The sequence below is a fragment of the Allobosea sp. 47.2.35 genome, from assembly GCF_024655635.1.
Classification (GTDB): domain Bacteria; phylum Pseudomonadota; class Alphaproteobacteria; order Rhizobiales; family Beijerinckiaceae; genus Allobosea.
The window spans coordinates 235,070-248,181 of record NZ_JANLGI010000002.1 but is presented as its reverse complement, the minus strand read 5'-3'; the positions used below and the strand labels follow the sequence as shown (position 1 = coordinate 248,181).

Here is a 13,112-nt window from a genome sequence, read left to right as displayed (position 1 = left end):
GATCTTGCATCGGCTTTGCCCGAAAACCGCGTGCCACTTTTCGGGCCGGTGCTCTAGGCCGCGACGCTGCCCTCGGCGCTCGCCGGCATGCCGCCGCCCTCGCGCTTGCAGCGTTCCCATTCCTCCTTCGCCTTCTCCTCTTCCTTCTGCCAGCGGCGGAAGAGATCAGCGCGGCGAGCGGGATAGCGCTCCTCCAGCGCAACGAGGCCGGTCAGGCGGTCGGTGCGGAAATGGCGGAAGGCCTGCCGCAGCTCGCACCAGGCGATGACGATGCGGACGCGCTCGTAGAAGGTCATGCCGATCGGCCAGATCATGCGCTGCGTCGCATGACCGCTCTCGTCGCTGTACTGGATCGAGAGCTTGCGGCCGTTACGGATGGCCGCACGCACCGCCGCGACATCGACCTGATCGGCCGGAACGTCGCCGGGATGGGAGGCCGCGAACAGCGCACCGTCGAGCAGGATCGGCCGCAGATGCGGCGGCAGCACTGCTGCGACCTTGCTGACGACATCCTCGGCGGCGCGCGCCAGCACCGGGTCAGCCCGCTCGCTCAGCCAGCGCATGCCGACCAGAACAGCCTCGATCTCGTCGGGCGAGAGCATCAGCGGCGGCAGGTCGAAACCGGCATCGAGGACGTAGCCGATGCCGGCCTCGCCGCGCACCGGCACGCCCTGGCGGACCAGCGCACCGATATCGCGATAGACCGTACGCACGGAGACATCGAGCTCCGAGGCCAGCGTCTCGGCGGTCACGGGGCGCCTGCGGCGACGCAGGCTCTGAATCATGTCGAGCAATCGTTCAGCGCGCTGCACGGCGGCGTCTCCCCACTCGTCTCCCGGTCCAACAGCCACGCCGCTCGATCGTTGGGATCGAGCGGATCACGATGTGGACCTGCGGCAGAATGGCTCAGCCGCGCTGACAGTTTCTGTCAGCAGTCTGTCAGCAGCAAGACTTCCCTGTCGAGTGGCGCGCGCCGCCGCCCCTCGACTCGCCTGTCAGCTCAGAACGGGCGCTTCAGCTTGCACTGGTCGATGAACTGCAGGCCCTTCTGGCGGGCCGTGTCATTGAAATAGCCGGTGTCGCGGAAGGCCTGGATCTCGTCCTTGGTCATCGCGGCGACCGTGCCCTTGGCATAGCAGCTGCAAGGGCTGTGGACAGCCTCACGCGTCGTGCCCATGAGCTGCGACTGCGTGACCAGGCAGGCGTCGAAGGCGCGCAGCTGGATCATGTAGGGAGTGAGGTTCTTCGCTGTCGGGTCCGGCGGCGGCAGCGTCGTCGAGCTGCTTGCGGCATAGGCCGAAACACTCGCCAGAAGCGACAATCCACCGGCCAGAACGACCGCACCCATCCGCCGCATCTTCATGATTCCGCCTGCCCTTCGAGAACGGAGCGCAGCGAAGACCACGATGCCGAGCCCGTGCTTCGGCATGGCCATAGAGCGGGCTGCAGGTCAAGAGGCCGGCAACGTCCAGCCAGCCGATTTCATGGGCACTGCTTCCGCGGAAGCACGCTAACCGGACAAGCCGCCAGACGCCAGCGGCCACGCAGATGCGCTCCTCTCCCGCACAAGTCGCACAGCAGCACCCATTTGGGGGTTGCCGCACCGGCAGGCGCACCCGTCAATGCTGGAAGCCAGAAGCGCGGGCGGCGCGGCCGCGCCGAACCCGGCTCACTCCGACGATCCGCCGCAGCGTCCAGCATCGCTCCGGCTGCCAGACGGTCATGGTACGAAGTTATGGACGATCTCGAACGGCAGCCACCAGTTTCCGAACCACTGAGCGCCAAGGAGAAAGGCGGCGACAAGGCTCTCGGCCTGCTGCTGATGGGCGGCATCACCGTGACGATGGCGGCCTGGATCGTTTTCCTGGGTTGAGCGGCCTGGTCGATCCTGGGCGTCGACTAGAGGCCGCCGAGATGCGCAAGATCCCTTAAAATAACGAAATGGGAACCTTAACCGCGCATTAAATCTCGTTCGCCAGATTGCAGGCATCGCCTATCGGAGACGCCATAGCGTCGGAGTTCTGGATTATGCGTTGCGTTGCGTATCTGGCCGGTCTTTCGACCTGCCTTGCCCTGTCGCTGCCTGGCCATGCCCAGGCACAGTCGCGGGACTACTCGACCCTGACCTCGCCCCAGTCGGCGCAGAACTGGTACATCACGCTGGGTGCCGGCGTACGCTATCAGCCCGACTATACCGGCTCGGACGACTACGTCTTCCGGGCACGCCCGATCATCTCGCTCGGCCGCGGCCTGAAGAGCACCTGGTGGAGCGCCGAGGACGACGCGATGCTCAGCATCGGCGTCTTCTCCGGCCAGGGCTGGCGCATCGGCTTCTCGGGCGACCTGCTCTGGAAGCGCTCGGCCAAGGTCAATCCGGCCCTCGTCGCAGTGCCGGCCACCAAGTTCGGCGCCGAGCTCGGCGGCTTCGCCGAGTTCTACCCGACATCCTGGCTGCGCGGCCGCGTCGACCTGCGCCGCGGCATCGCCGCGCATGACGGCGTCGTCGCCGACTTCAAGCTCGATGCCTTCTCGACGATCGGCCAGTGGACGCTCGGCGTCGGCCCGCGCATGCGGATCACCTCCGCCGACTATGTCCGCACCTATTTCGGCACGAACGGCGCCATGCCGGGCACGGGCGGCCTGCTGCAGCGCTTCAATACCGGCATCCATACCTATGGCGCGCTGGCACAGGTCACCTATCACTGGTCGGAGCAGCTCAAGACCACGGCCTATGTCGAGTACAAGCGCCTCGTCGGCGATGCCACGCGCTCCCCGATCGTCAGGCCGTTCGGCTCACGCGATTCGTTCACCTTCGGCCTGTCGGCGAGCTATTCGTTCGACACCGGGATGAACTACTCCTTCGGGCTCTGAGAAGCCGCAACGCCGGAGCGGGGCCACGCCCCGCCACGGTGCGCGATACGCAAAAGAAAAGGCGGGCCGGTTTCCGGCCCGCCTTCTTGCTTTTCAGCAGGTGGCTGAAATCAGCCGACGATCTCGTTGCCCGAGAAGAACTGCGCGATCTCGATCGCGGCGGTCTCAGGCGCGTCCGAGCCGTGCACGGTGTTCTCGCCGACCGAGAGGGCGAAGAGCTTGCGGACAGTGCCCTCGGCGGCGTTGGCCGGGTTGGTGGCGCCCATCACTTCGCGGTACTTGGCGATGGCGTCCTCGCCCTCCAGAACCTGCACGACGACCGGGCCGGAGGTCATGAACTCGACGAGCTCGCCGAAGAACGGACGGGCCGAGTGCACGGCATAGAAAGTCTCGGCCTGGGCCTTGGTCATCTGGATGCGCTTCTGCGCGACGATGCGCAGGCCAGCCTTCTCGATGACCGCGTTGACCGCGCCGGTGAGATTGCGCTTCGTCGCGTCGGGCTTGAGAATGGAGAAGGTACGCTGGACAGCCATCGATCGATCCTTGGAACGGGTACGGAAAAGGAAATGCGGCGCGCTTATAGCTGCCGCCTTCGCACCCCACAAGGCTCGTGCGCAGGGCTGTCATGCCCGGAATCGATGAGCCGGCGGATCAATTCGATGCTAGATTGAGGCGTTGACGACGAGGAGCCTGCCTATGCTGCTCATTGGTCTCGCCTTCGCCAGTTGCCTGGCGCTGCTTTGTCAAATCCTGTCCGTGACGCCGGATTCCATCACTGGGGATCGCAGGGGCAACCAACCCCCGCCCTCAGGTGGCATCGCGGCGTTCTGAACGGCGCGACGGCTGCGCGCCATTCCTGGGTTGCTCAACGTGGCTCAGTGCCGCGTCAGGAAGGCGCGGGCCTCACGCAGCGCCGAAGCGATCTGGTCGCGATCCATTTCGAGCGCCAGCTCCTGGCGATGCGCCGCGGCACGGGCACAGCCACGGGCGAAGGCGACGTTGAACCACATCTGCGCCTTGACCAGATCGACGGCCCCGGCGCGCCCGGAAGCATGCATCAGGCCCAGCTCGTAATAGGCTTCCGCCGACACCTCCGCCGGGATCACCAGCGAAGCGGGAACAGCGCTCATCTCCATGCGTGCCATGACAACCACCCTCTTGTCGTTGTGCCGGCCACCCGTCCAAAGGCCCCGGCTGATGAGTGCGAGAGTGGGCCGGACCCATAAAATGCGTCCTAAATTTCGCGATGAATCGAGTCTCAACGAGACGTAATCAGCCGGTTAAATCAACGAAGGATTCATCTCGGAATCTCGAAAAGACGCGTTGTTTCAATACCCTGATCTAACGTCATGTCTGTGCACATTGAGAATGGATTCACCTTGCGCAGCGGAAGCAGCGGAAACCTCTTCCGCTACGGCAGCTTGGAGGTCAGCAAAATCCGCGATATGGTTCATATCTGAACCATGCAGGATAGCTGGTCGAACACGGGGAGGATCGAATGCATCACGGAACGGGATCGAAGCTCGCGGCCTTCGCTGCGCTTGGCCTGCTGGCGAGCGTCTCGACTGCTGCGGCGCAGGAAGTCGTCGGCACCTGGGAGCGCGACACCGGCGCCTCGCGCGTGCGCTTCACCAAATGCGGCGACGCGCTCTGCGGTTCGCTCTCCTGGCTCAAGGACGAGCAGGGGCCGGCCAAGGTCGGCCAGCGCATCTTCTACGACATGAAGCCGAACGGCGCGAACAAGTGGAGCGGCAGCGCCTTCAACCCGGAGGACGGCAAGACCTATTCGGGAACGATGACGCTCTCGGGCAGCACGCTGACCACGGCCGGCTGCGTGATGGGCGGGTTGATCTGCCGCTCAGTGAAGTGGAACCGGTCGAACTGACGTTTTCACGCCATAGGCGGGGAAACGTCATCCTCGGGCGAAGCGAAGCGCAGAACCGAGGATCTCTCGCCCAGAGATGCCCGGGTCAAGCCCGGGCATGACGGCCCGCGCTCAGCGCGCCTTCTGGCCGAAGAGAATCGCCTTTTCCTCGGGCGTGCTGATGCCGGCCGGGTTGCGCAGCTCCTCGCCGACCTTGATGCCGCGCTGCACGGCGGGCCGCGCCAGCATCGTCTCCAGCCAGCGCGCGACGTTCGGAAACTGCCTGATATCCTGGCCTTGCTTTTCCCAGCCGCGGGCCCAGCCGATGCAGGCCATGTCGGCGATCGAGTACTCACCGCAGATATAGTCGCGGCCTTCGAGACGCTTGTTCAGCACGCCATAGAGGCGATTGGCCTCGTTGGTGTAGCGGTCGATCGCGTAGGGCACGGGCTCGGGCGCATAGAGGCGGAAATGATGGGTCTGGCCAAGCATCGGCCCGAAGCCGCCCATCTGCCAGAACAGCCATTCGTCGACCTCGACACGGCCGCGCTCGTCCTTCGGGTAGAACTGGCCGGTCTTGCGGCCGAGATATTGCAGGATCGCGCCTGACTCGAAGACCGAGATCGGTTTGCCGTCCGGTCCGTCGGGATCGACGATGGCCGGCATGCGATTGTTCGGGGAGATCGCCAGGAAGTCCGGCTTGAACTGGTCGCCCTTGCCGATATTCACAGGGACGACGGTGTAGGGCAGCCCGAGCTCTTCGAGCATGATGGTGATCTTGAAGCCGTTCGGCGTCGGCCAGTAGTAGAGGTCGATCGGCTTGGCGGGGGCTTCGGACATCGGTCGCTTCCTTTCAGGCGGGAGGCCTCACTCCGAAACCTAGGAAGCTTGCGAAGGCCCCGGAAGGGGCTACGGCCCGCTTCCGGCGCGGTCGCGCCATGCCGTGAGGGCGGGCTCGCTCAGGGCGAGAGCGCCATCTTGAAACCCTCATGGCTCTGCACGAAGCCGAGGCTGTTATAGAAGCGATGCGCTTCGGGCCTGGCCTTGTGCGAGGTCAGCTCGACGAGGCCGACGCCCCTCTCCGTTGCGAAGGCGATCGCGTGGCGCATCATGATCGCGCCAATGCCACGACCGCGGCATTCCGGTGCGACATGGACGCTCTCGATCTTGGCACGGATGCGGCCGCGCTCGGCCATGCCCGGCAGGACGGTGATCTGGTAGGTGCCGATGACCCTGCCCTCCAGTTCAGCGACGAAGAGCGTGTTGTAGGGATTGGCTGCAATGACGTCGAAGGCCTTGAGATAGATCGGGTCCTGCGCCTCGGCCGCGATCTCGTCCGGCGTGCGCTTCTGCGCCGAGGCGCCATGCATGATCAGCTCTGCGACGCGCGGCACATCAGCCTTCACCGCCTCGCGCATGCGAATGTCGGAAGTGTCGGTTTTCGTCATAGGCCTGTCTCGTCCGTTGGCAGCCCGCTCAGGCGACGAAGAGCCGCTTCGCCATCAGGAGCGTGTTGGGCGTGTCGTCGCGCCCGTCGAAGCGCGCCTGCCTTTGCAGGAAGAAGCCCATGCGCTCGTAGAAGGTGATAGCCGGCTCGTTCTGGCTCTCGACCTCGAGCCGCGCCACCGGCGCCTCGGGAAAGCAGGCCAGCGCGACCTGCAGCAAGGTGCGGCCGATGCCGACGCCCTGCCGGTTAGGCAGGACATAGAGCCTTGTCAGCAGGGCCGCGCCGTCGCGCTCCTGCCGGGCGGAGGCCGTCGCGACGATCTCCTCGCCGACCAGCGCGACGAGGAAGACGCCCTCGTCACGGCCGAGCTGGGCCTTCAGATTCTCAAGGGAGTGCCAGGCGTTGGTGATCTCGGCGACGCGCTGCCAGCCATAGATGCCGTCATAGGTGGCGTGCCAGGTCTCGACCAAAAGCGCCCTGACCGCCGGGAGATCGGCGGCTTCGGCGTCGCGGATGACGAGATCGGCGGGTGTCACATGATCACTCGATGCCGAGCTTTGCTTTAAGAATCTCGTTCAGCGCCTGCGGGTTGGCCTTGCCGCCCGAGGCCTTCATGACCTGACCGACGAACCAGCCCAGCATCGTCGGCTTTGCCTTGACCTGCTCGACCTTGTCGGGGTTCGCCGCGATGATCTCGTCGACTGCCTTCTCGATGGCGCCGGTATCGGTGACCTGCTTCATGCCGCGGGCCTCGACGATCTCGCGGGGGTCGCCACCCTCGGTCCAAACGATCTCGAACAGGTCCTTGGCGATCTTGCCGGAGATGACGCCCTCGCCGATCAGGTCGACGAGGCCGCCGAGCTGCGCGGCCGAGACCGGCGAGGTCGTGACATCCTTGCCTTCCTTGTTGAGGCGGCCGAAGAGCTCGTTGATGACCCAGTTCGCGGCGGCCTTGCCGTCACGGCCCTTGGCGACCTCCTCGAAATAATCGGCCTGGTCGCGCTCGGCGACCAGCACCGAGGCATCATAGGGCGAGAGCCCGTAGGTCGCGATGAAGCGGGCCTTCTTGGCGTCCGGCAGCTCCGGCAAAGCGCCCTTCAAGCTCTCGACGAAGGCATCGTCGAACTCGAGCGGCAGCAGGTCCGGATCGGGGAAATAGCGATAGTCATGCGCTTCTTCCTTCGAGCGCATCGAGCGGGTCTCGCCCTTGCCGGGATCGTAGAGGCGGGTCTCCTGATCGATCGTGCCGCCATCCTCGATGATGCCGATCTGGCGGCGCGCCTCGGTCTCGACCGCCTGGCCGATGAAGCGGATCGAGTTGACGTTCTTGATCTCGCAGCGGGTGCCGAGCGCGTCGCCCGGCTTGCGCACGGAGACGTTCACGTCGGCGCGGAGATTGCCCTTCTCCATGTCGCCGTCGCAGGTGCCGAGATAGCGCAGGATCGTGCGCAGCTTCGAGACATAGGCCTTGGCCTCGTCCGCCGAGCGCAGGTCCGGCTTGGAGACGATCTCCATCAGCGCGACGCCCGAGCGGTTGAGGTCGACGAAGCTCATCGTCGGGTGCTGGTCATGGATCGACTTGCCGGCATCCTGCTCCAGATGCAGCCGCTCGATGCCGACGGTGATCTGCTCGGTCGGCGAGAGATCGACGACGATCTCGCCCTCGCCCACGATCGGGCTCTTGTACTGGCTGATCTGGTAGCCCTGCGGCAGATCCGGATAGAAGTAGTTCTTGCGGTCGAAGACCGAGCGGTTGTTGATCTGCGCGTTGAGGCCGAGGCCGGTACGCACGGCCTGCTTCACGCATTCGGCGTTGATCACCGGCAGCATGCCCGGCATGGCGGCATCGACGAGGCTGACATGCTCGTTCGGCTCGGCGCCGAAGCCGGTCGAGGCTCCCGAGAACAGCTTGGCATTGGAGGTGACCTGGGCATGGATCTCCATGCCGATCACGATCTCCCAATCGCCGGTCGCGCCCTTGATCAGCTTCTTCGGGTCGGCGGGGCGGGCATGCGCGTTCATCTGGACTCTTCCATCGGCTAGAGCCGGATCCGATCAGGTGGAAACCTGATCGGTGAATCCGTCTCTGAGTTATAGTAGAGGACGCGTGACCCGATCGGATTGCAACGCAATCTGATCCGCGCGTGCTCTAGTCGCCTACGCGTTACGATGTCGGCGGGCGGGCGGCAAGCTTCCGTTGCGCCGCAGCTGCCCTCACGAGCCCCCGAGACATCCCGTCGCGTTGCGCTCCTGCAACCAGATGGCGGGAATATGGCTTATGTGGCGCAATATCGCGCAATTTGACGGGTGATGGTTCTTGACATTCGTCACTCCCCGACCCTTCTTGCGCAAAATGCCGGAAACCCCCATTGGTTGTGCCGGCTCGTTACCCGGAGTTCCGTCATGTCACGCAGCCGTTTCATCGGTCTGGTGCTCACCGCCGCCCTCTCGTCGACAGCCCTGACGGCGTTCGACGCAGCCGCGCAGGGAGCCCCGCCGGCTCCTCCGGTGCAGGTCGCCACCCCGCTCGCCAAGCGCATCACCAACTGGGACGAGTTCACCGGCCGCTTCGAGGCCAGCGAACAGGTCGACGTGCGCGCCCGCGTCTCCGGCTTCATCGAGAGCGTGCATTTCCGCGACGGCTCGCTCGTCCAGAAGGGCGACCTGCTCTTTACCATCGATCAGCGGCCTTACAAACTGGCCGTGGACGTGGCCCGCGCCGAGGTTGCCCGCGCCAAGGCCCAGGTCGACCTCGCCCAGAACGAGGTCGAGCGCGCCGAGGGCCTGACGCAGAACCGCACGATCACCGCCCGCGACGTCGACCAGCGCCGCGCCAACCTGAACAGCGCGGTCGGCTCGCTCCAGGGCGCCGAGGCGAACCTGAAGAATGCCGAGCTCAACCTCGAATGGACCGAGGTCCGCGCGCCGCTCGCCGGCCGCATCTCGAACCGCCGCGTCGATCCGGGCAACCTGATCGCCGGCGGCCAGTCGGGCGCCTCGCTGCTGACCACGATCGTCGCAGTGGCGCCGATCTACTTCACCTTCGACATCTCGGAGGCTGACTTCCTGCGCTATACCCGGATGAGTAACCCGCGCGAACAAGCCGCCAAGGACAGCGGCGCGGTGGTCGAGGTGCGTCTCTCCGACGAGCCTAAATGGGGCCGCAGCGGCAAGGTCAACTTCTTCGACAACGCGCTGAACGCCCGCTCGGCGACGATCCGGGGCCGGGCCGTGTTCGAGAACAAGGACCAGTTCCTGACGCCGGGCGTGTTCGGCCGCCTGCGCTTCTTCGCCGGTGAATCCGATGCGCTGCTCGTACCGGATACGGTCATCGCCTCGGACCAGGCCAACAAGATCGTGCTCACGGTCGGCCCGGAGAACAAGGTCGTGCCGAAGCCGGTCGTGCTCGGGCCGCTCAGCGATGGCCTGCGGGTTATCCGCTCCGGCCTCACCGCTCAGGACAAGGTGATCATCGGCGGCAATGCCAATCCGATGGTCCGTCCGGGCGTGCCGGTGACGCCGCAACCGGGCGAGATCAAGGTCGCAGCGACGAACTGAGCGCCTGACGCACCGGCTTTCCGCGAAAGCCGGTGCCCGCTTCTCGGGCCATGCCTGGCCCGGCACTGAAACACGGGCGCCAACGGGCGCCCGCCCGCCTTATTCCGGCCAGGACATACCCATGTTCCGCTTCGCCCATTTCTTCATCGACCGGCCGATCTTCGCCACCGTGCTCTCGGTGCTGCTGACGATCGCCGGCGCCATCGCGCAGCGCTCGCTGCCGATCTCCGAGTATCCCGAGATCGCCCCGCCGACGGTGTCGATCACCGCCACCTATCCCGGCGCCTCGGCCGAGGTCGTCGCCGCCACCGTGGCGACGCCGATCGAGCAGGAGGTGAACGGCGTCGACGACATGCTCTACATCACCTCGCAGTCGACCGGTGACGGACGGGTGACGATCAACGTGGTGTTCAAGGCCGGCGTCGATGTCGACCAGGCGCAGGTGCTGGTGCAGAACCGCGTCTCGCAGGCCGAAGCGCGCCTGCCGCAGGACGTGCGCGCGCTCGGCATTCAGGTCCGCAAGGCCTCGCCGGACTTCCTGATGGTCATCAACATGATCTCGCCGGACGGGTCGCGCGACGCACAGTACATCTCGAACTACGCCTCGCTCTACGTGAAGGACGTGCTGACCCGCGTCGACGGCGTCGGCGACGTGCAGGTCTTCGGCGCGCGCGACTTCTCGATGCGCATCTGGCTGGACCCCGCCAAGGTCTCGGCGCGCAACCTGACGGCGGGCGACGTCGTCCTCGCGCTCAGGGCCGCGAACGTGCAGGTGGCGGCCGGCGCGCTGAATCAGCCGCCGGCAAAGTCCGACGAGGCCTTCCAGTTCTCGGTCAATACGCTCGGCCGCCTGACCGACGTCTCCGAGTTCGAGAACATCGTCGTGCGCGCCGATGCCGATGGCGGCACGATCCGCGTGCGCGACATCGCCCGCGTCGAGCTCGGCTCGCAGGACTACACCACCAACGCCTATCTCGATAACAAGAACACCGTCGCCATCGGCGTCTTCCAGCGCCCGGGCTCGAATGCGCTCGCGACCTCCGACAAGCTGGTCGCGACCATGGCCGAGATGGCCAGGCAGTTCCCGGTCGGCCTCGAGCACCGCATCATCTACAACCCGACCGAGTTCATCGGCGAGTCCGTCGATGCGGTCGTGCGGACGCTGCTTGAAGCGGTCCTGCTCGTCGTGATCGTGGTGATCCTGTTCCTGCAGACCTGGCGCGCCGCGATCATCCCGATCGTCGCGATCCCGGTCTCGCTGGTCGGCACCTTCCTGGTGATGAGCGCGGTCGGCATCTCCTTCAACACGATCTCGCTGCTGGCGCTGGTTCTCGCCATCGGCATCGTCGTCGACGACGCGATCGTCGTGGTGGAGAATGTCGAGCGCTATCTCGCCGAGGGCCTCTCGCCCAAGGAAGCGGCGCACAAGACCATGGACGAGGTCGGCGGCGCGCTGCTCGCGATCGCGCTCGTGCTCTGCGCGGTGTTCATCCCGACCGCCTTCATCAGCGGCCTGCAGGGCACCTTCTACCAGCAGTTCGCGGTCACGATCGCGGCCTCGACGGCAATCTCCTGCTTCGTCTCGCTCACGCTCTCGCCGGCGATGTCGGCCGTTCTGCTCAAGCCGCACAAGAAGCATGACGAGCACGAGCAGCACGGCTTCCTCTACAAGCTGGGCGCGCCGATCCGCTGGTTCTTCCACTATTTCAACGCCGGCTTCGACTGGCTGTCGCGCACCTATGGCCGTGTCACCTCGCGGCTCATCCGCATCGCGGTGATCCTGCTGATCGTCTATTCCGGCCTGATCGCGGCGACCGTCTGGGACATCCGCCGGACGCCGACCGGCCTCGTGCCGCAGCTCGACCGTGGCTACTTCATCGTCGCGATGCAGCTGCCGCCGGGCGCCTCGCTGCAGCGCACCGATGCCGTTCTTCGCAAGGCCAACGAGCTGCTGCAGTCGCGGCCGGGCGTCGCCCATACCGTCGCCTTCGCCGGCCTTGACGGCGCGACCTTCACGATCGCGCCGAATGCCGGCGTCGCCTTCGTGACGCTCTCGCCGTTCAAGGACCGTGAGAAGGAAGGCCTGACCACGGCCGGCATCCTGAACGACCTGCGCCAGCAGATGTTCACGATTCCCGAGGCCTTCACGCTCGTCATCGAGCCGCCGGCGATTCCCGGCATCGGCACCGGCGGCGGCCTGAAGGGCTATGTGCAGGATCGTGGCGGACGCGGGCTCGCGGCTCTCGAAGGCGCGGCCTGGGTCGTCGCCGGCTCGGCCGGACAGGTTCAGGGCATCCAGCAGCCCTTCACACTGTTCTCGACCAAGACGCCGCAGATCTATGCCGATGTCGACCGCACCAAGGCGGAGATGCTCGGTGTGCCGATCACGCGCATCTTCGAAACGCTGTCGGTCTATATGGGCTCGGCCTATATCAACGACTTCAACCTGCTTGGCCGGACCTATCGCGTCACCGCGCAGGCGGACAACCCGTTCCGCCTGACCACCCGCGACGTCGCCAATCTCAAGACCCGCAACGCGGATGGCGAGATGGTGCCGATCGGCTCGATCGCATCGTTCCATGACACGACCGGCGCCTATCGCGTGCCGCGCTACAACCTCTATCCGGCGGCCGAAGTGCAGCTCTCGATGGCGCATGGCTACTCGACTGGACAGGGCATCGCGGCGGTCGAGAAGATCGCGGCCGAGCGGCTGCCGGCCGGGTTCGGTTTCGAATGGACCGAGATCGCGCTGCAGGAGAAGCTCGCGGGTAACACTGCGGTCGTCGCCTTCGGCCTCGCGGTGGTGTTCGTCTTCCTGCTGCTGGCGGCGCTCTACGAGAGCTGGCTCCTGCCGCTCTCGGTCATCCTGATCGTGCCGATGTGTATCCTGGCGGCGATGTTCGGGGTGAACTATGCCGGGCTCGACCGCAACATCCTGGTCGATATCGGCCTGGTGGTGCTCGTCGGCCTCGCCGCGAAGAACGCGATCCTGATCGTCGAGTTCGCCAAGCAGGCCGAGGACGAGGGCATGAACCGCCGCGACGCGGCGATCGCCGCCGCCCGCACCCGCCTGCGGCCGATCCTGATGACCTCGATGGCCTTCATCCTGGGCGTGCTGCCGCTGACGGTCTCGGTCGGCGCCGGTGCTGAGATGCGCCAGGCGATGGGCATCGCGGTGTTCTCCGGCATGCTCGGCGTGACGATCTTCGGCCTGATCTTCACCCCGGTGTTCTATGTGATGGTGCGCTGGCTCGCGGACCTGCGCGGGAACAAGCGCAAGGCCGCCGCGCAGGCGACGGCAGCGCACTGACCGATCAATGGTCCCTCCTCCTTCGTGGAGGAGGGACATGCTTCTCTCCCTCAGGGCCGCCC

13 protein-coding genes are annotated in these 13,112 nt (G+C 65.7%); 5 read left to right on the top strand and 8 right to left on the bottom strand.

Annotation, left to right across the window (positions count from 1 at the left end):
• Positions 1-53: 53 nt before the first annotated feature.
• Entirely contained in the window at positions 54-812 is a 759-nt protein-coding gene (locus NUV79_RS03805; RefSeq protein WP_257731753.1) for a helix-turn-helix transcriptional regulator, read from the bottom strand.
• Between the two features lie 188 nt (positions 813-1,000).
• Positions 1,001-1,363 carry a hypothetical protein gene (locus NUV79_RS03800; RefSeq protein WP_257731752.1) on the bottom strand — a complete coding sequence of 121 codons (363 nt, stop codon included), beginning with the start codon at positions 1,361-1,363 and terminating at the stop codon, positions 1,001-1,003.
• Positions 1,364-1,735: 372 nt separating this feature from the next.
• Here NUV79_RS03800 and NUV79_RS03795 point away from each other — a divergent pair, with 372 nt between their 5' ends.
• On the top strand, positions 1,736-1,873 hold the full coding sequence (locus NUV79_RS03795) for a hypothetical protein (protein ID WP_257731751.1): 138 nt from the start codon (positions 1,736-1,738) through the stop codon (positions 1,871-1,873).
• A 155-nt stretch (positions 1,874-2,028) separates the two neighbouring features.
• Positions 2,029-2,871, top strand: coding sequence for a MipA/OmpV family protein (locus NUV79_RS03790; RefSeq protein ID WP_257731750.1), 843 nt, complete (start codon positions 2,029-2,031; stop codon positions 2,869-2,871).
• 110 nt (positions 2,872-2,981) lie between these two features.
• On the opposite strand, the gene ndk is transcribed toward NUV79_RS03790, so the two are convergent.
• Complete coding sequence (gene ndk, locus NUV79_RS03785) at positions 2,982-3,404, bottom strand: nucleoside-diphosphate kinase (protein ID WP_257731749.1); 423 nt, start codon at positions 3,402-3,404, stop codon at positions 2,982-2,984.
• A gap of 342 nt (positions 3,405-3,746) precedes the next feature.
• Entirely contained in the window at positions 3,747-4,016 is a 270-nt protein-coding gene (locus NUV79_RS03780; protein ID WP_248311519.1) for a hypothetical protein, read from the bottom strand.
• A gap of 353 nt (positions 4,017-4,369) precedes the next feature.
• On the opposite strand from NUV79_RS03780, the gene NUV79_RS03775 reads away from it, so the two are divergent.
• Positions 4,370-4,756 (top strand): DUF2147 domain-containing protein, encoded by a 387-nt coding sequence (locus NUV79_RS03775; protein WP_257731748.1) that lies wholly within the window; start codon positions 4,370-4,372, stop codon positions 4,754-4,756.
• Positions 4,757-4,867: 111 nt separating this feature from the next.
• Here the strand turns inward: NUV79_RS03775 and NUV79_RS03770 are convergent, their stop codons facing one another.
• The 4 genes from NUV79_RS03770 to gatB form a co-directional block, all read right to left on the bottom strand.
• Positions 4,868-5,575 carry a glutathione S-transferase N-terminal domain-containing protein gene (locus NUV79_RS03770; protein ID WP_257731747.1) on the bottom strand — a complete coding sequence of 236 codons (708 nt, stop codon included), beginning with the start codon at positions 5,573-5,575 and terminating at the stop codon, positions 4,868-4,870.
• Positions 5,576-5,694: 119 nt separating this feature from the next.
• Positions 5,695-6,183 carry a GNAT family N-acetyltransferase gene (locus NUV79_RS03765; RefSeq protein ID WP_257731746.1) on the bottom strand — a complete coding sequence of 163 codons (489 nt, stop codon included), beginning with the start codon at positions 6,181-6,183 and terminating at the stop codon, positions 5,695-5,697.
• A gap of 28 nt (positions 6,184-6,211) precedes the next feature.
• Positions 6,212-6,718 (bottom strand): GNAT family N-acetyltransferase, encoded by a 507-nt coding sequence (locus NUV79_RS03760; RefSeq protein ID WP_257731745.1) that lies wholly within the window; start codon positions 6,716-6,718, stop codon positions 6,212-6,214.
• A gap of 4 nt (positions 6,719-6,722) precedes the next feature.
• A complete protein-coding gene (gene gatB, locus NUV79_RS03755; RefSeq protein WP_257731744.1) occupies positions 6,723-8,204 on the bottom strand; it encodes an Asp-tRNA(Asn)/Glu-tRNA(Gln) amidotransferase subunit GatB in 1,482 nt (493 codons plus the stop codon).
• Positions 8,205-8,585: 381 nt separating this feature from the next.
• Between gatB and NUV79_RS03750 the strand changes: the two genes are divergently transcribed.
• Positions 8,586-9,740, top strand: a complete 1,155-nt coding sequence (locus NUV79_RS03750; RefSeq protein WP_257731743.1) for an efflux RND transporter periplasmic adaptor subunit — start codon at positions 8,586-8,588, stop codon at positions 9,738-9,740.
• 121 nt (positions 9,741-9,861) lie between these two features.
• Positions 9,862-13,050, top strand: a complete 3,189-nt coding sequence (locus tag NUV79_RS03745) for an efflux RND transporter permease subunit (RefSeq protein WP_257731742.1) — start codon at positions 9,862-9,864, stop codon at positions 13,048-13,050.
• The last annotated feature ends 62 nt before the right edge of the window (positions 13,051-13,112 follow it).